Source organism: Vreelandella azerica (assembly GCF_013112225.1).
Lineage (GTDB): Bacteria > Pseudomonadota > Gammaproteobacteria > Pseudomonadales > Halomonadaceae > Vreelandella > Vreelandella azerica.
This window is the reverse complement of the sequence record NZ_JABFHI010000004.1, coordinates 136,737-153,864: the sequence shown is the minus strand read 5'-3', so window position 1 is coordinate 153,864 and position 17,128 is coordinate 136,737. Positions and strand designations below refer to the sequence as shown.

Annotated in this window: 14 protein-coding genes, 2 tRNA genes and 2 pseudogenes; 10 read left to right on the top strand and 8 right to left on the bottom strand. The window is 55.2% G+C overall.

All coding sequences use genetic code 11. The annotated features are described in order from the left end of the window. Positions 1-113: 113 nt before the first annotated feature. Both dctP and HLB35_RS10815 read right to left on the bottom strand, forming a co-directional pair. On the bottom strand, positions 114-1,280 hold the full coding sequence (gene dctP / locus HLB35_RS10820) for a TRAP transporter substrate-binding protein DctP (RefSeq protein WP_171702587.1): 1,167 nt from the start codon (positions 1,278-1,280) through the stop codon (positions 114-116). 246 nt (positions 1,281-1,526) lie between these two features. Beyond that, entirely contained in the window at positions 1,527-2,480 is a 954-nt protein-coding gene (locus tag HLB35_RS10815) for a MurR/RpiR family transcriptional regulator (RefSeq protein ID WP_171702586.1), read from the bottom strand. A gap of 191 nt (positions 2,481-2,671) precedes the next feature. On the opposite strand from HLB35_RS10815, the gene HLB35_RS10810 reads away from it, so the two are divergent. From HLB35_RS10810 to dcd, 5 genes and pseudogenes are all read left to right on the top strand, one after another. Beyond that, on the top strand, positions 2,672-3,526 hold the full coding sequence (locus HLB35_RS10810; RefSeq protein WP_171702585.1) for an enoyl-CoA hydratase/isomerase family protein: 855 nt from the start codon (positions 2,672-2,674) through the stop codon (positions 3,524-3,526). A 60-nt stretch (positions 3,527-3,586) separates the two neighbouring features. Further along, positions 3,587-5,751: pseudogene (locus tag HLB35_RS10805) on the top strand (acetate--CoA ligase family protein). A 35-nt stretch (positions 5,752-5,786) separates the two neighbouring features. Next, positions 5,787-6,587, top strand: a complete 801-nt coding sequence (locus HLB35_RS10800; RefSeq protein WP_171702584.1) for an enoyl-CoA hydratase-related protein — start codon at positions 5,787-5,789, stop codon at positions 6,585-6,587. A 109-nt stretch (positions 6,588-6,696) separates the two neighbouring features. Next, positions 6,697-7,500 (top strand): iron-sulfur cluster carrier protein ApbC, encoded by an 804-nt coding sequence (gene apbC, locus HLB35_RS10795; protein ID WP_171702583.1) that lies wholly within the window; start codon positions 6,697-6,699, stop codon positions 7,498-7,500. Between the two features lie 9 nt (positions 7,501-7,509). Beyond that, entirely contained in the window at positions 7,510-8,076 is a 567-nt protein-coding gene (gene dcd / locus HLB35_RS10790) for a dCTP deaminase (RefSeq protein WP_171702582.1), read from the top strand. A gap of 107 nt (positions 8,077-8,183) precedes the next feature. Here the strand turns inward: dcd and purN are convergent, their stop codons facing one another. Both purN and purM read right to left on the bottom strand, forming a co-directional pair. After that, entirely contained in the window at positions 8,184-8,915 is a 732-nt protein-coding gene (gene purN / locus HLB35_RS10785; RefSeq protein WP_171702581.1) for a phosphoribosylglycinamide formyltransferase, read from the bottom strand. Then, entirely contained in the window at positions 8,912-9,979 is a 1,068-nt protein-coding gene (gene purM / locus HLB35_RS10780; RefSeq protein WP_171702580.1) for a phosphoribosylformylglycinamidine cyclo-ligase, read from the bottom strand. The genes purN and purM overlap by 4 nt, the downstream gene beginning before the upstream one ends. Positions 9,980-10,136: 157 nt before the next feature. Between purM and HLB35_RS10775 the strand changes: the two genes are divergently transcribed. Then, positions 10,137-11,258, top strand: a complete 1,122-nt coding sequence (locus HLB35_RS10775) for an AI-2E family transporter (protein WP_171702579.1) — start codon at positions 10,137-10,139, stop codon at positions 11,256-11,258. Then, positions 11,255-11,958 (top strand): annotated as a pseudogene (hda, locus tag HLB35_RS10770) (DnaA regulatory inactivator Hda). The gene HLB35_RS10775 and the pseudogene hda overlap by 4 nt, the downstream one beginning before the upstream one ends. A gap of 129 nt (positions 11,959-12,087) precedes the next feature. Here hda and HLB35_RS10765 read toward each other — a convergent pair. Next, complete coding sequence (locus HLB35_RS10765) at positions 12,088-12,462, bottom strand: phasin family protein (protein ID WP_171702578.1); 375 nt, start codon at positions 12,460-12,462, stop codon at positions 12,088-12,090. Positions 12,463-12,760: 298 nt separating this feature from the next. Here HLB35_RS10765 and HLB35_RS10760 point away from each other — a divergent pair, with 298 nt between their 5' ends. After that, entirely contained in the window at positions 12,761-14,137 is a 1,377-nt protein-coding gene (locus tag HLB35_RS10760; protein ID WP_171702577.1) for a class II fumarate hydratase, read from the top strand. A gap of 58 nt (positions 14,138-14,195) precedes the next feature. On the opposite strand, the gene HLB35_RS10755 is transcribed toward HLB35_RS10760, so the two are convergent. Next, a complete protein-coding gene (locus HLB35_RS10755; protein ID WP_171702576.1) occupies positions 14,196-15,269 on the bottom strand; it encodes an endonuclease/exonuclease/phosphatase family protein in 1,074 nt (357 codons plus the stop codon). Positions 15,270-15,442: 173 nt separating this feature from the next. Between HLB35_RS10755 and HLB35_RS10750 the strand changes: the two genes are divergently transcribed. Continuing rightward, positions 15,443-15,519: transfer RNA gene (locus HLB35_RS10750), tRNA-Val, on the top strand. A 37-nt stretch (positions 15,520-15,556) separates the two neighbouring features. Beyond that, positions 15,557-15,633: transfer RNA gene (locus HLB35_RS10745), tRNA-Val, on the top strand. Positions 15,634-15,730: 97 nt separating this feature from the next. Here HLB35_RS10745 and HLB35_RS10740 read toward each other — a convergent pair. Together HLB35_RS10740 and HLB35_RS10735 are read right to left on the bottom strand one after the other, a co-directional pair. Further along, on the bottom strand, positions 15,731-16,207 hold the full coding sequence (locus HLB35_RS10740) for a GAF domain-containing protein (RefSeq protein WP_171702575.1): 477 nt from the start codon (positions 16,205-16,207) through the stop codon (positions 15,731-15,733). A gap of 95 nt (positions 16,208-16,302) precedes the next feature. Further along, positions 16,303-17,094, bottom strand: a complete 792-nt coding sequence (locus tag HLB35_RS10735) for a MetQ/NlpA family ABC transporter substrate-binding protein (protein WP_171702574.1) — start codon at positions 17,092-17,094, stop codon at positions 16,303-16,305. Positions 17,095-17,128: the final 34 nt, after the last annotated feature.

Sequence of the window (17,128 nt, the reverse complement as noted above, 5' to 3'; positions counted from 1 at the left end):
ACACTCCTCCGCGTTGGCAACCGTGACAGGCTGACAGCGGATGATCGATTAAGACAGAGGCAAGCAGTGAAGGCGCTACGCCCTGCGGGCGACGTAGCGCAATGATTCAAGGTTTACAGGTTGAGCTGATAGTCCTTGATATCTTCTTCAGTGATCAAGGCCACGGCAGGATCCATCATGGTGTTAAGGTGCGCCTTGAACAGACGGGCAGCATCGGCATCCTTGTTGGCCCACTTGAACCACAGAGGAATGGCCACTTCACGGAAACGGGTCGCGTCCTCTTCGGTCAAATGAATGATTTCGACCCCTTTCTCGCGATATTTTGGCCAGGCTTCCGCATTGGCCTTCTGGATGGCAGCATAGTGTTCGCGAGAATAGGCAGCGACCAGATCGTGCATCAGGTCTTGGGTCTGTGATGACATTCGCTCAAAGGTGCGTCGGTTGACCGAAATATCCATAAGGTCGACGGCCTGGTGCAGGCAGGGCGTAGAAGGCGGTCCCATTATGATGTAGTCGGCCACTTGCCAGAAGCCCAGCTCGTAGTTGACTGCCGCGCCGGTAAAGTCAGCCGCATCAATGGTGCCTTTTTCCAGCGCAGGATAAACCTCTGAACCCGGCAGAAGAGTTGTCCGCGCGCCAATTTCGGCAAAGGTTTCAGCTACGATGCCACCTGGCATACGTAGTTTTATTCCCTTGAAGTCATCAAAGCTGCGTAGCGGAATCTTGGAGTGGATCAGGTTCAGGTCGTGGTGGACGTAGCCGAGTAGCTCCTGGCCTTGGCGACGGTAAAGATCCTTGGCAATGTCCATGCCGCCATAGGCGCCGAACATCATGTCCCATTGGTGGGGAAGCGAAAGCCCCATCGGGAAAGCCGTCAGAAATACACCGGCAGGCATCTTGCCGGGCCAATAAACGGTAAACCAGTTCTGTCCATCCAGTACGCCGTTTCGAACTGCATCGGCCACTTCAAAGGCACCGGCTACAGCGCCAGCTGGGAAAGGCTCAATCGATACTTCACCACTGGTGGCTTCAACAACGCCGTTGGCCCAAGCTTCAAAGGTACGATAACCCACGGTACCGGGCTGCCAGGAAGACTGCATACGGATACGGATGCCTTGCTGCGCCTGAACGTTACCTACCCAGGGAGCAGCAACCGCTGCAGCGGAGCCGACAGCGGCTGTCTTGAGAAAATTGCGGCGTGTTGTAGAGGCTTTGGATACTTTCGAAGTAGCGTTATCCAGGTTGGTGAGAAGCGTGTTTTCGTGCTTGTTATTTGACATCTTGTAACTCCAGAGATGGCTTTTTATAGCCAAGACGTTGTTATTTTTGTCCTCCTGGAAATTATCAAAAACCACTATGATCTTCCGTGTGGCTTTTACAAAAGTCATTGAGCATACCGTCTCAACAATCAACCAATAGCATCTTGTTACGACGTCATAACCTTTGCAGACTAAGAATGTAGCTAAATTGAGTAAGGTCGCCAATTAATATTTTCAACGACAGCGATGGTCTGCCTGTATGTGGGCTCAATCAACTTCAACGTAAGCCCCCATCAGACGCATGCGTTGCTCGAACTGGGAGACGTTATCTACTAGCTGATCGGGGCCATAGGCAACACATTCAGCGAGGATAGCTTCGATCAGAGTAATCGCTGAAAGAATAGATGGAAAAAAGTGTGGCGTGGCATTGGCAAGGTTGAAGGTGATTTGTGCGCCGGGCACCAGTGGTGAACGCAGGGTGTCAGTAACGACAATCGCCTTGACGCCGTTCAGGCGAGTAATCTCAAGTGCCTTGACCGTCTCTGCGCAATAAGGTTCAAAGCCAAAAGCCACCACAATATCCTGCTCACCGAAGTGATCGAGCTCGGTGAGTAGCCCGCCCTCCAAACCGCGAATCAGATGCAGATTGGGCATGGCGATACGCCCAACGTAAGCAAAATGATAGGCGCAGGCGAAGGTGTCACGAAACCCCACCACGGCGACTTTTTTGGCCGCTAGTATCATCTGCGCAGCTTCGCGCACGCGCCCCTGATTATCGGCAGTAAACAGGCGGCCAATGTTATCGAAAGCCGCATCCCCGACATCAAGAAATACCTGGTCATCTGTTTGGCTGGCCAAGCTGCGCAACTGGTTGGCCTTGCCGGAAAGCTCGACAGGCCCAGACTGAACGGCGGATTGAAAGACTTCCCTGAACAGGTCGTAACTCTCAAACCCCAGCCGCTTGGCCAGACGTACCAGAGTGGAAGGAGTGACCTGGGCTGCTGCTGCCGATTTGCGAATTGACTGGAAGGCAATATCCAGCGGATGTTCCAGCACATAGCCCGCGGCGAGCTTAAGCTGCGGACTAAGTTCTGCATAGATTTCAGCCAGCTGCTGGTGAATGTCATCCAGGCGGCTGACGGCTGAAGCGGTGGCATCATGTGTACTTGACGCGTGGCCATCTTGCGTCAGACCAGGCGCAGGTGGAGCAGGAGATGGCATGCAGTTTCCTCGCTAAACATCGCTCTTCGATAGGAAACATTTGTATCATTTTTAGGCATAAAAAGATACAGGTGTGTTGACAGGCTTTGATACCTTGGTCTAGGATCTTAATGAAACATACGTACTTAAATAAAGCATATAGCAAAACGTTTGTTTCTTTTTAACCTACTGATTCCATGCCGAGCCTGACAATGCCCAACAGTGATTCCCACTCTCCCGCTGCTTCAACGCTACCTTCCAACCTCAATGCTGAAAACCTGCCTCGCTATGAAACATTACAGCTTTCCTTGCAGGACCAGGTGCTTGAAGTGCGTTTCAATCGTCCACACCGCCTGAATGCAGTGGTTGAAGGCCTGTATCTTGATCTGTTGGATGCTTTGGCGTTGGCTGAGCAGGCGATTAACGTGCGCGCCATTGTGTTGACAGGCGAAGGGCGCGCCTTCTGTGTAGGCGCGGACATGAAAGAGCATGGCGGTGCCGCACGCACCCTGTATCAACGCCGTGAGTATCTGCAGCTGGGTAACGATGTCTGTGAAGCCATCTATCGGCTTAAAAAGCCGGTAGTGGCAGCCGTCAACGGCTATGCGCTTGGCGCTGGCGCGGAGATGGCCGTGGCATGTGATTTTATCCTGATGGCAGATGAAGCCCAGATTGGCTTTCCGGAAACCAGTATCGGCACATGCGTGGGTGGCGGTGTGTCAAAAATCCTCCCGCAGCTGGTGGGGCTCAGCCAGGCGCGCCGTTTGCTGTATATCGGTAACAAGATCAACGCTGAGGAAGCGCAGCGCATCGGTCTGGCGTTAGCCGCCTATCCGGCTGTCGACCTGCTTGAGCAGGCTCATGCATTGGGTGCCCGACTAGCCTGTCAGGCGCCAGTGTCTATCGCCATGCTCAAGCGGCTGGTGAATCAAGGCAGCGCCAATGATTTCGATAGCCAGCTCCAGCAGGAGTTGGACGCTGTGTTTACCTGTTCGACCACTGAAGACTGGCAGGAAGGGGTCGATGCCTTTGCGCAAAAGCGCCAACCGCAGTTCAACGGCCGTTGATGGCTGCTAAGCCGCGTTTTTGACATCTCCCTTATTGCTCGTTTTTTAGAGGTTATCCCTGTGAACCCAATTGAAGGTCATCTCAGCACGCGCAGCCCGCTGCATAATATTTTGGCGCCGACGGGCATCGCCATTGTCGGCGCGTCGGCCGACCCTACCAAACGCGGTTACAAAGCCATGGTCGGGCTGATCAAGGGCGGGTATCGCGGCAATATTTATCCGGTTAATCCCAAGGCTGAGATGATTCTCGGGGTAAAGGCCTGGCCGTCTATTGCAGCGATTCCCGGTAACCCTGAGCTGGCGCTTCTGTGTACGCCAGCGGCCAGCGTGCGGGCTGATTGCCGAATGTGGTCGTCGCGGTATCAAGGGCGCCATTATTCTGGCCAGCGGCTTTGCCGAAATGAGCGAAGAAGGTGCCCAGCTTGAGCGCGAGATGATGGCCAAGGCTGCAGCGCATGGTGTGCGCGTCATAGGCCCCAATACTTCCGGCGTCTTCAACCTTCATCATCACCTTAACCTGCTGGCGCTTGACGGCGTAAAAGCCGGAGATATCGGGATTATTTCCCAGTCAGGCAATATGCTGCTGGCGTTGGCGCTGGAAGCCCAGCATAACGGTCAGGTGGGTTTCAGTACCTATGTTGGCCCCGGCAACCAGAGTGATATCGGCTTCAATGATTACCTGCGCTACTTGGGAGAAGACGAGCATACCCGGGTGGCGACCCTGTATGTGGAAGGTTTCCGGGATGGTCGGCGTTTTCTTGAGGTGGCCCGCGACGTGACGGCGGTCAAGCCTGTCGTGGTCTACAAGTCCGGCTCCACTGAACAGGGCCAGAAAGCCGCCAGCTCGCATACCGGCGCGCTGGCAGGTAGCTATCAGATGACGGTTGATTTGCTGCGTCAGTCGGGTGTCAGCGTGGTGCAGTATTCCGATGAAATTCTACCGGTAGCGGAAGGCCTGGGCCTGCTGCAGAAGGCGCGTGGTAAGCGGGTGGCGGTGATTGCTGACGGCGGCGGTCAGGCCACGATTGCCTCAGACCGCCTGGCGGAAGCGGGGTTGAGCCTGGCGGAACTGAGTGAAGATACCCGCGCCCAGCTAAGGGCCATTCTGTTCCCGCAGGCGTCCACCCTTAACCCGGTGGATGTGGCCGGGTCTTCGGACGCCAACCCCTCGCTACTGGCCAAGTGCATGGAAATCGTTGCAGCAGATGATAACGTTGACAGCGTTTTTCTGGTGGGGATGTTCGGCGGCTATAGTCTGCGCTTTGCCGAATCGCTGCTGGGGGATGAAATGCGCGGCGCTGAAGTCATGGTCGATCTTTCCAATGCCACGACCAAGCCGCTGGTCGTCTACAGCCTTTATGCCCCCATCAAGCCACCTGCGCTACGCCGCATGCATGAGGCAGGCTTGCCTATCTATGCATCGATTGAACATGCTGTTCGCGTCCTGGCGGCACTTGGCGAGCGTGGCCAGTATCTTGCCGAGCGTGAGCAGCAAGCGCCTTTTGCAGCGGCGACTCCTGCCGCAAGCGTTCAGGCAATGCTGGCTAGTGCTCATAAAGGTGGGCGCGATCTGCTCGAATATGAGGCCAAGGCGCTACTCGGTGAGCACGGCATTGCAGTCCCCGAGGAGCGCGTGGTGCGCGATGCAGGTGAGTTGGCCGAGGTGGCGGCCAAGTTTGCCCACCAGCCGCTGGCCATGAAGGTCGTATCCAGGATATTCTACATAAATCTGATGCTGGCGGGGTCAAGCTCAACCTGAGTGGAGCGGCCGCACTGAATGAGGCCTACCAGCAGATCATGACCTCCGCCCGGGCCTACGATGCCAGCGCCGAGATTGAGGGTGTGCTGGTCACTCCCATGGCGGAGAAAGGCGTTGAGGTGATCATCGGTATGATGCGAGACCCTATCTTCGGCCCGGTGCTGATGTTTGGTCTGGGCGGAGTTTTTGTGGAAATTCTTGAAGACGTGGCCTTCCGAGCCTTGCCGCTGAGCCGTTTTGATGCGGCTTGCATGATTGACCAGATCAAAGCTAAAAAAGTGTTTGAAGGCGTGCGGGGGCAGCAGCGATTGATAAACAGGCACTGACAGAGTTGCTGCTGAAAGTGGCGCATATTGTTGAGGCCTATCCGCAGATACAAGAGCTTGATCTGAATCCGGTGATTGCCTATCCAGACGGATACGCCGTCGTCGATGCCAGGGTGATCGTTGAGCGCGCCACTGACTAATCTTACCCACTGAGCCAATCAAAAAAGGAGCCAGCATGACGCTGCCCGAATTAAAAGATGCCCGTCTTACCCTTGATAACCGCGTGGCCTTGTTGACCCTTCAACGCCATGATGTGCGCAACGCCCTGACCGGCACGGCGCTGGTCGATGACATTGTGGCGGTGGCGAAATGGGTGAACCGCAGTGAGGATGTGTCGGTGCTGGTGATCACCGGCGATGGCTCGGCGTTTTCCGCCGGGGGCAATGTCAAGGATATGGCCAGTCGGGGCGGTGACTTTGCCGGTGACGTTGCCGAGGTGGCTGAACGCTATCGGCATGGTATTCAGCGTATGCCGCTGGCATTGCAGGCCGTTGAAGTGCCGATTATTGCCGCCGTCAACGGCCCAGCGATAGGCGCCGGTTTTGATCTGGCCAATATGGCAGATATACGCATTGCCTCGCGGCGTGCCAAGTTTGGCGAGACTTTCCTCAACTTGGGTATTATTCCTGGTGATGGTGGCGCCTGGTTCATGCAGCGGCAAATCGGCTACCAGCGCGCCTTTGAGCTGACGCTTTCTGGCCGGGTGATTGATGCTGACGAGGCGCTGGCCTACGGCATTGTGTTGGAGGTGGCTGAACCGGAAGACTTGCTGGAAGCAGCCATGACCCATGCCCGACGCATCGCCACCCAGCCGCCCAAGGCCACACGGCTAACCAAGCGGCTGATGAAGATGGCCCCGGATATGCAGTTAAAGGCCTTTCTGGATGTATGTGCCACCTTCCAGGGCATGTGCCATAACGAGCCTGAGCACCTGGAAGCCGTTAACCGGATGCTGGATAGCATGGCCAAGAAATAGCCGCGCCTGTGCGGATTGGCTTGGCAATCAGCCGCTTCGGTTTATGATTGCGTCACTTGCGGGTATGATCAACGCCGATAGCCAATCACACACTGAGGAGTGCCGCTGAATGGATGGTGTAAAACATATTGTTGCCGTGGCTTCAGGCAAAGGGGGCGTGGGGAAATCCACAGTGACCGTTAACCTGGCGCTGGCGCTTTCCGCCCAGGGGTATCGGGTTGGCGTGCTGGATGCGGATATCTATGGCCCAAGCCAGGCGCAGATGCTGGGCGTCAAAGAAGGCACTCGGCCTCAGGCAGCCGGTGAAGACAAGTTTCTGCCGCTCGAAGCGCATGGTATCAAGGCCATGTCGATGGCGTTTCTGGTCAACACCAAAGAGCCCATGGTTTGGCGTGGGCCTATGGTGGTCGGGGCATTTCAGCAGCTGTTGAATCAGACCCAATGGGGCGAGCTGGATTTTCTGCTAATTGATATGCCGCCAGGCACCGGTGATATCCAGCTGACGCTGTCTCAGCGTGTGCCGGTTGCTGGCGCTGTGATTGTTACCACGCCCCAGGACATTGCCTTGCTGGATGCGCGTAAAGGCATCGAGATGTTCCGCAAGGTCAATGTGCCTGTATTGGGGATCGTGGAAAACATGAGCGTTTATCAGTGTGAAAAATGTGGCCATGAGGCGGCGATTTTCGGTACCGGCGGCGGTGACCGGATTGCGGCAGAATACGATACCCAGGTGCTGGGGCGTTTGCCGTTAAGCCTTTCCATCCGTGAGCTGGCGGATTCCGGTAACCCGAGCGTTGCCTCGGAGCCTGACAGCCCAGCAAGCCAGGCATTTGCGCAGATTGCCCGCCAGATGGCTTCCCAGCTCAGCGGCACTGATAATCAGCAGGGCCCGACGATTTCTTTCAGCGAGTGATACGGCAACATGAGCATCAAATCGGATAACTGGATTCGCCGCATGGCTGAACAGCAGGTCATGATTGAGCCCTTTGAACCAGAACAGGTACGTTACGTTGATGGCGAAAGGGTCATTTCCTATGGCACATCAAGCTATGGCTATGATGTGCGCTGCGCAGACGAGTTCAAGGTCTTTACCAATATCCACTCAGCGGTCGTGGACCCGAAAAACTTCGATGAAAAGAGTTTTGTGGATATCAAGGGCGATATGTGCATTATTCCGCCCAACTCCTTTGCGCTGGCGCGAACTGTGGAGTATTTCCGTATTCCGCGCAGTGTGCTGACGATCTGTCTGGGCAAGTCCACCTATGCCCGCTGCGGGATTATTGTCAACGTCACGCCGTTAGAGCCAGAGTGGGAAGGCCATGTGACACTGGAATTTTCCAACACCACCAACCTGCCGGCCAAGATCTATGCCAACGAAGGCGTCGCTCAGATGCTTTTCCTGGAATCCGATGAGGTCTGCGAGATGTCCTACAAGGATAGAGGCGGCAAATACATGGGCCAGCGCGGAGTGACTCTGCCGCGCACCTGAAAAAGCCAAGATACACCAGTCAATGGCAGAACGCCCAGCCCTTGAACAGGGGCTGGGCGTTACTGTTTGCTCACCGCCTAACACTAACACTAAGGGAGATATCAGGTTCAGGCTTCGTCGAGTTCGTCCGCTGCGTCCTCATGGCTTAAACGCAGGCCTTCCGGTGGCAGGGCAATGCCATCCAGGGTGGCGCCAGTGCCGCTGTATTGCAGGCGACCATCGAGGAACCAGTTCACCGCGATGGGTAAAATCAGATGTTCACGGGCATGGATTTTCTCTTTCAGGGTGGCTTCCGTATCGTCGGCAGCAATCTTTAACGCCGCCTGAATCGCCACCGGGCCGCCATCCAGCTCTTCGGTCACGAAGTGAACGCTGCAACCGTGTTCGCTGGCGCCATCCGCCAATACCCGGGCGTGGGTGTTAAGGCCCTGGTATGCGGGAAGCAACGACGGATGGATATTAAGCATCTTGCCAAGAAAACGCTGCACGAAGCGCGGTGTCAGGATACGCATAAAGCCAGCCAGCACGATAATATCCGGCTGGTGGCGTTCAATCACCTTGATCAAGGCGCCATCATAGGCCTCGCGGCTGTCATATTCCCGGTGGGGAAGCACCACGGCATCAATCCCGGCGTCATGGGCGCGGGTCAGTCCGTAGGCATCCGGTTCGTTGGAGATGACCGCCACAATCTTGCCGCTCAGCTGGTTATGGGCCTGCGCATCAATCAACGCCTGAAGGTTGCTGCCACTACCCGAAATCAGCACGACAATGCTCGGCGCATCGGCAGGTATGGCAGGCAACTCGCTGGTGATCGCATCAGGGGTCACATTGCTGCTCATACGCCCATTTTCTCCAGCGTCACGGCCTCAGCGGTGCGTGTGACGATATTGCCCAGGGTATAGACGCTTTCCCCCTGAGCCTGTAAATGTTCACGCGCCTGCTCAGCCTGTGCGGCGGGAATCACCACCACCATGCCGATGCCGCAGTTCAGCACCCGGTGCATTTCGGTTTCATCAACGTTGCCGTTGCTCTGCAGCCAGTTGAACACCTCAGGGCGCTGCCAGCTGTCCAGGTTGATATGCGCAGCAAGATGCTCCGGCAGAACCCGTGGAATATTTTCCAGCAGGCCGCCACCTGTAATATGTGACAGGGCATGCACCGGAATATCAGTATCGCGCATCAGCGATAGCAGCGATTTTACATAGATACGGGTAGGGGCCATGAGGGCAGCGCTGAGCGGCATGCCATCAATCGGGGTGTCGAGTGATGCTCCGCTGACCTCAAGGATCTTGCGAATCAATGAATAGCCATTGGAATGCGGGCCGGATGAGGCAAGCCCCAGCAGTACGTCACCTTCATCGACGCGGCTGCCATCAAGAATCTCGGATTTTTCGACGACGCCCACACAGAAGCCCGCCAGGTCGTAGTCATCACCTTCATACATGCCCGGCATTTCGGCGGTTTCGCCACCTACCAGGGCGCAGCCTGCCTGTTCGCAGCCAGTGCCAATGCCATTGACCACATCGGCGGCGATATCGACATTGAGTTTGCCCGTGGCATAGTAGTCAAGAAACAGCAGCGGTTCGGCGCCAGCAACGATAAGATCGTTGACACACATGGCCACCAGATCAATGCCAATGGTGTCATGTTTGCCAAGATCCATGGCAAGGCGTAATTTTGTGCCCACACCGTCGGTGCCGGAGACCAGCACCGGTTCACGGTAGTTTTTGGGTAGCTCACACAGGGCACCGAAACCGCCTAGCCCGCCCATCACTTCAGGGCGAGAGGTACGCTTGGCAACGTGCTTGATACGTTCGACAAGGGCATTGCCTGCGTCAATATCAACGCCAGCATCTTTATAGCTAAGCGATGGTTGAGAAGTTGATGAAGGCGTCTGGGTCATGGCGAATCCTGATGTAAGCTGGACGATAAATCGAAAGGCGGATTGTAACACCGACAATAGCATCACGCATCGCTCAAGCAGCCTACGGGTGCGCTTTGTGAAGATGGCGGACGGCTGAAGCCAGCAATGTTCAAATGATTTTCAGGGAGGGGCGACAATGCGCCATTCGTGGTGGGGGATTGTGTTTCTGGTGGTGCTGGCAGGGCTTGTCTTCCTGCTGGATGCAGTACTGATGCCCTTTGTGGCAGGGATGATTCTGGCTTATCTGGCGGACCCTCTGGCAGACCGTTTCGAGCGCTGGGGGATGCGTCGTGTTCTGGCCGTCACCAGCGTCTTTCTTATTATGGTGTTGGTGCTGGTGATCAGCCTGTTGATTGTCGTGCCCTTGATTGTTCAGCAGGCCAAGCAGTTCGGGGAATCCTTGCCGGCGATTTTTGAATGGGTCAAGAACGTACTGGCGCCCAAGCTTGAAGAATGGGCGGGCTATGATCTGCAAACCGAGATGGAAAATATCCAGCAGGTATTGACCAAAAACTGGCGTGATGCCGGTGGCTATCTGGCTCAGGCGTTAGGGCAGATTGGGCGTTCCGGTATGGCGCTGGTGTCTTGGGTGACCTTTGTGGCCCTGGTGCCGGTCGTTACTTTTTATCTGTTGCTCGATTGGGATCACCTGATGCAGCGTCTCGCTGACCTGATACCAAGGCGCTGGCTGGCGGATACCCTGCGGCTGGCTGGGCGCTGTGATGAAGTGCTATCGGCCTTCTTGCGCGGCCAGTTGCTGGTCATGCTGTGTCTTGGGGTGCTGTATGCGCTGGGGCTGAGCTTGCTCGGGCTTAATTTCGGGCTCTTGATTGGCTTTGTCTCGGGCCTGGCCAGCATCGTACCTTTTCTGGGCTTTATTGTTGGTCTGACCATCGCCTTGCTGGTGGCTGTGTTCCAGATGGGAACCATTTGGGCGATCTTAGGCGTTATCGCGATTTTTGCTGCCGGGCAGATGATTGAAAGCGTCGTGCTGCAACCGAAACTGCTGGGCGATAAGATAGGCCTCCACCCGGTTGCGGTTATTTTTGCCGTGCTGGTAGGTGGTGAACTCTTTGGTTTCACGGGGGTATTGCTGGCACTGCCCGCTGCAGCCGTCATCATGGTACTCTTGCGTGAAGCCCACGATCGCTATAAAAACAGCAGCTTATATGAGGAAGGCAGCACAGTGACACAAGATGCCGAAGTAAAGGGCCAGCTGGAAGAGCGAGGATCGCATGACGGAAGGGATTCATCATGAGCCGAGCACCGGCACAGTTACCGCTCGGGGTTGGGTTACGCGACGACGCGACCTTCGATAATTTCTATGCCAGCCAGCGTAATGCTGCCCCGGTTAGCCAGCTTCAGGGGCAGATGAGGGAGGATGGCGAGCCATATCTGTTTATCTGGGGGAGTAATGGCACAGGGCGCAGCCACTTGTTGCAGGCAGCCTGTCATGCCGCATCAGATGCTGGCAGGCGCGCGCTGTATCTTCCCCTGGCCGATATTGGCCATTTTCCCCCTTGATTCTGGAAGATATTGAATGTTTGGATCTGGTGGCGCTGGATGATCTTGAATGCGTGCTGGGGCGAAAGCGTTGGGAAGAGGGACTTTTTCACGCGTTCAACCGGTTGCGCGACGGGGGTAAACGGATAGTGATTGCTGCCAAGGGAGCGCCGCGTCAGCTGGATGTGGGGCTTGCGGATCTTGCCTCGCGGCTTTCCTGGGGAATGACCTTTCATCTTCAGCCGCTGGACGATGAAGAGCGTCTAGCGGCCCTTAAATTGCGTGCCAAGGTACGCGGCATGCAGCTGCCAGACGATGTCGGGCGTTATATTCTGCACCGGGGGCCGCGAGAGTTGGGCGCGCTGTGTGAGTCGCTGGAACAGCTGGATAAAGCTTCTCTGTCTGCTCAGCGCAGGCTGACAATTCCTTTTATCAAGCAGGCGCTCGGCTGGTAGCGGCTGCATATTGCTATGGCAACCACACAAAAAATACCGCCAGGCAAGCTGGCGGTATTTCAGAAGGCTGTCACTGAGGCCCAGTGTCAGCCTTGGTGCTAGCTAACAGCTAGCCAGCGGAACAGACCATTAAGCAGTTTTGCTCATCTTGGTGGCTGTTTCCTGGGCTTGCTTGACGTTTTCTTCAGTCAGCTTCTGGCTCTGCTGCATGAAATCCTGCTGCAGGGCAACAACCTTGTCAGCATCGCCTTTAACGCGCTCAGCCAGTTCTTTGGCTACATTCTGCTGGCCTTCCATATAAGAACGCAGGCCTTCGGCATCTTTAACGTTCATCAGGCTGCGAACCTGTGCCATGCTGGTGTCGACGTAAGCTTTGCTGGCATCGAGCTGGGCGTTGAACATTTTTTCAGCGAAATCGACGTTCAGAGCGGCGAAGGCGCGAGCCGGAGCCATAAACATGTTGTCAAACTGCTGAGTCATTTCGTTAGTGTTGATAGTGCGCATGATAAACCCTCCGAGGGTATTGGTATTACATTAAGTCGTGAAGACAAATGGATAATGGATGCGTTTTGCTGCATGTTGCGTTGCAGTATAGAGCGTCTTTTTTGTGCATTGCAACATTATTTGTGTGATGGCGCGTTGGCGGGTAAAGAAGGGGCAGTCGCTGACGTCTCTCAACCGATGTTTCAGGACGTGTGGGTGCGCACCCTTGCCTTCAGGTTGAATCATCGTACAGGATGATTGTTAATGAAAAATAATATTGACGGAATGTACTACTGAAAGCTGAGACGAGGAGGTAGACATGACGATGCGTACCGAACGAGACAGCATGGGAGCGCTGGAAGTGCCGGAAGAGGCGCTTTACGGCGCGCAGACTCAGCGGGCCATCAATAATTTCCAGGTCTCGAATACGCCCATGCCCTGTGCGTTTATTCACGCTGTGGCACGTATAAAGCTGGCAGCGGCGCGCACTAACGGCCAGTTGGGTCTGCTTGATCAACCTCGGGCCGAGGCGATTGAAAAGGCCGCCCAGGCAGTTATCGATGGCCAGCATGATGACCACTTTCCTATTGATGTTTTTCAGACCGGCTCCGGCACGTCAACCAATATGAACGTTAACGAAGTGCTGGCCCGGTTGGCCTGCCGTGAGGGAGTCGAAGTGACGCCCAACGACCATGTCAATATGGGGCAGTCAAGCAATGATGTGATTCCTACCGCGATCCACCTCTCAGCGGCGATTGCCGTCACGCAATCACTGCGGCCTGCTCTGGTGAACCTGCAGGCAACCATTGATCGTCGTGCAGAAGAACTTGCGCAGGTGGTGAAAACTGGGCGCACGCACCTGATGGACGCTATGCCGCTGCGCATGGATCAGGAGCTTGGCGCCTGGTCGAGCCAGGTAGGGCAGGCCATTGAGCGTTTTGATAGTGCCATGCAGCGTTTATGCCGGCTGGCCCAGGGCGGTACCGCAGTGGGCACGGGAATCAACGCCCCTGAAGGCTTTGCCGAATTGATGGCCAAGGATCTGAGTCAGCAGACAGGGCTTACGCTGGTGCCTAACAACAGCTTTTTTGCCAGTCTGGCCTCCCAGGATGCGGCGGTGGAACTTTCCGGGCAGCTGAAAGGTTTTGCCTGTGTGGTGATGAAAATTGCCAATGACCTGCGCTGGATGAATTCCGGCCCACTGGCAGGCCTTGGGGAAATTGAGCTGGAGGCACTGCAGCCCGGCAGCTCGATTATGCCAGGCAAGGTTAACCCGGTGATTCCCGAGTCTGCCGCCCAGGCTGCGGCCCAGGTGATCGGCCTGGATACGGCCATCAGCGTGGCCGGGCAAAGTGGCAATTTCCAGCTGAATGTGATGCTTCCACTGGTGGCTTATAACCTGTTGACCTCAATTACCCTAATGAGTAATACCGCCAGGCTATTGGGTGAGCGGGCAATTGCCACTTTCAAGGTGCGTGAAGATAACCTGCAAGGCCCTTTGGCGCGTAATCCGATTCTGGTGACCGCCTTGAATGGTGTCATTGGCTATAACGCAGCGGCAGCCGTTGCCAAGAAAGCCTATCAGGCTGGGCGGCCGATCATTGATGTGGCCGAAGAGGAAACCGACCTGGACCGAGCCACCCTTGAGCGCCTGCTGGATCCTGTTGTACTGACCCATGGCGGGGTGCCTGAATAGCGGCAGGCGAAGAGGGTTAGAAAGCCACAAACAGCGGATAGACAAGAGAAAAAGAAGGTCAGGTCTGCTGTTCTTCCTGTTTGCCTTGTTGGATGGTCTGGTGGGCTTCCAGATGTTCTTCACCGTTGGCGTCAGGCTCTTCATTCTCAGCCTGGCGCGAAGGGCAGTAGCACAAGGTAGTCAGAATCGGAAAGTGATCAGAGCCGAAATTCTCCAGACGCTGCATTTTTACGAGGGTGAAATGCTCACTGATAAACACATGGTCAAGCGGCCAGCGCAGCACAGGATAGTGAGCATGGAAGGTGCTGAACATGCCGCGCCCACGGCGTGGGTCGAGCATGTTGCCGACCCGACAGAACAGCCGTGTTGTGCGTGACCAGGCAACATCGTTGAGGTCTCCGGCAACGATGCTTGCTTGCCCATGGCGATGAATCTCTTTTCCTATCCATAAAAGCTCTGCGTCCCGCCATAGCGATTTCTCACTTTCGTTGGGGGCGGGAGGCCTGGGGTGGACGGCATAAAACTGCACAATATCACCGCTTGCCAGTACCAACTGAGTATGGATAGACGGTATATCGTCCTGAATAAGCCACCGGACTTCAGTATTTTCCAACTTTAGCCTGGAATAAAGATGCATGCCGTAAAGGTTATCCAGCGGAATCTTGACAGAGTATGGCCAGTCTTTATCCAGCGCCTTGTCGAGCTGGGTCTGCCACCAGTCGTTAGATTCCAGCGTCAGCACAATGTCGGGCTGATGCCGGACGATCATGTCAACCAGCGCCTGAGATTGACGATTGGGCGTTAACACATTGGCAATGAATAGCGTCACCTTGCGTTTTTCAGGTGCCTCTTGGGCGGATCTTTTCACCTGCACTGGCCATAAGGGCGTCCAGGGCAGAATGTGGCTGAATTGGAGAATGGCGCTGGCAAGTGACAAGGTGACTGAAGTGGTGCGCCAAAGCCCAGGCTCCACTAACCATAGGCTGGCCAAGGCGCATGACAGAGCAAGCAGAGCAAACTGCAGGCGGGGAAACTCAAAGGCACGTATCCACCACCAGTGAACGCGAATGTAGGCAACCAGCGTTGCCAGCAGCAGAAGTAGCGATATGCTTCCCAGCAGAAGTCCGGCCAAAGGTGATCTCCTTATCCTAAGCGTGAAGGTTTGAGTTATCTTAGCGCCTTGGCTGGATAAGTGTCGATTTTATGCTGAAACACTTCCTGTCAGTACCATGCCTGTGTTCTTGAACAAAAATGACTTGCCTTTCAGCAATAAAGCCGTAAAATACGCATCCGTTGCACAGCAGCAGGACCATAGCTCAGTTGGTTAGAGCGCCACGTTGACATCGTGGAGGTCGGCGGTTCAAATCCGCCTGGTCCTACCAGCTTTACTGCAACTTTTCGCAAATATTGACTTGTTTCAGGACCATAGCTCAGTTGGTTAGAGCGCCACGTTGACATCGTGGAGGTCGGCGGTTCAAATCCGCCTGGTCCTACCATTTCATGCCTTTTTATCAGGCTGATACAAATTCCATAAAAAAGCCCTGGGCATCATGCTCGGGGCTTTTTTGTGGCCAGCAGTTTTATGACACAGAACTAGTGCTCTAAAAATACGGGCAGATCCGTCTGGCGGAGAAAGGTCGCAATCAAACGCTCAATGCCGTTCTGGTCTTCCTCGCTGAAGCGTGCTGGCATGGGGCTGTCCAGGTCGAAGACGCCCCACAGCTGACCATCAATTGCCACAGGGATGACCAGTTCCGAGCGTGAATCGGCATCACAGGCAATATGGTCGGCAATAGCGTGAACATCATCAACGCGCTGGGTACTTTGCTGGCGAGCTGCTGCTCCGCAAACGCCTTTGCTGAAAGGAATCGGGTGACAGGCGGGTTTGCCCTGAAAAGGCCCCAGGCTGAGCATCTCTGGCATTCGCTGCAGATAAAAGCCCACCCAGTTAAGGCTGGGCACTTCATGAAAGACAAAGGCGCAGAGCTGGGCGCTGTTGGTCAGCCAGTCGCGGGTATCAAGCAAAGCTTCCAGCTGTCGGTTGAGCAGGAGATAGTCAATCTGAGGCATGCGGGTAATTTTCCTCGGTGTAAAAGCACATCAGGCCAGCAATGATGCTGACCTGATGTCGCTATGATGTGTTTAGTATTTAATACGGCTGGCGTTTATTCAATCCAGCCAGGCACGGCGGCACCCTTGAACAGCTCATCGGCTTTTTCGATGACTTCTTCACGCTGGTAGGCATCTACCAGTTGGCGAATGTCTTCACGCTCTTCATCACCGGCACGCACGGCGATCAAGTTGACGTAGGGAGACTCAGGGCCTTCCTTGATCAGGGCGTCACCCAATGTCAGCCCGGCAGGCTGGGCAAAGGTATTATTGATGAACGCCATATCCACATCAGGCAATACTCGGGGTAACTGGGCAGCTTCGATTTCCCGGAAGCGGAAGTTGCGCGGGTTCTCGGCAATATCCAGCGGTGTGGCTTCAAGGAAAGTGGGATCTTCCAGGGTGATCAGGCCTTCATTGTGCATCAAAATCAGGGCACGGCCTTCATTGGAAGGGTCATTAGGCAGGGCAATCTGGGCGCCGTCAGGCAGATCGGCGATATCTGTGTACTTCTCGGAGTAGGCGCCAATCGGGTAGACGAAGGTGCGGCCAGCAATCGCCAGATCGTAACCGCGGTCATTGATCATTGACTGCAGGTAGGGCTCGTGCTGAAAAGCATTGGCATCCAGGCTGCCATCGGCCAAGGCTGCGTTGGGGGTTACGTAGTCAGTAAATTCGATGATCTCGATATCAAGACCGAATTCTTCCTCCGCAATACGCACTGCCACTTCCATAACATCGGTTTCAGGCCCGGCGACAGTGCCGACCTTGATGCTGTGGTCATCGGCGGCTGCAGTATTAATGGATAGTGCCAGAGCGGTTAAACTGCTGATGGCAAGTGTTTTCATGGTGTTTTTCCTCACGAATAGTATTGAGTTAGCG

Coding starts and splice junctions, on each gene's coding strand:
- dctP (WP_171702587.1), bottom strand. CDS start 1,280: ATGTCAAATAACAAGCACGAAAACACGCTTCTCACCAACCTGGATAAC.
- HLB35_RS10815 (WP_171702586.1), bottom strand. CDS start 2,480: ATGCCATCTCCTGCTCCACCTGCGCCTGGTCTGACGCAAGATGGCCAC.
- HLB35_RS10810 (WP_171702585.1), top strand. CDS start 2,672: ATGCCCAACAGTGATTCCCACTCTCCCGCTGCTTCAACGCTACCTTCC.
- HLB35_RS10800 (WP_171702584.1), top strand. CDS start 5,787: ATGACGCTGCCCGAATTAAAAGATGCCCGTCTTACCCTTGATAACCGC.
- apbC (WP_171702583.1), top strand. CDS start 6,697: ATGGATGGTGTAAAACATATTGTTGCCGTGGCTTCAGGCAAAGGGGGC.
- dcd (WP_171702582.1), top strand. CDS start 7,510: ATGAGCATCAAATCGGATAACTGGATTCGCCGCATGGCTGAACAGCAG.
- purN (WP_171702581.1), bottom strand. CDS start 8,915: ATGAGCAGCAATGTGACCCCTGATGCGATCACCAGCGAGTTGCCTGCC.
- purM (WP_171702580.1), bottom strand. CDS start 9,979: ATGACCCAGACGCCTTCATCAACTTCTCAACCATCGCTTAGCTATAAA.
- HLB35_RS10775 (WP_171702579.1), top strand. CDS start 10,137: ATGCGCCATTCGTGGTGGGGGATTGTGTTTCTGGTGGTGCTGGCAGGG.
- HLB35_RS10765 (WP_171702578.1), bottom strand. CDS start 12,462: ATGCGCACTATCAACACTAACGAAATGACTCAGCAGTTTGACAACATG.
- HLB35_RS10760 (WP_171702577.1), top strand. CDS start 12,761: ATGACGATGCGTACCGAACGAGACAGCATGGGAGCGCTGGAAGTGCCG.
- HLB35_RS10740 (WP_171702575.1), bottom strand. CDS start 16,207: ATGCCTCAGATTGACTATCTCCTGCTCAACCGACAGCTGGAAGCTTTG.
- HLB35_RS10735 (WP_171702574.1), bottom strand. CDS start 17,094: ATGAAAACACTTGCCATCAGCAGTTTAACCGCTCTGGCACTATCCATT.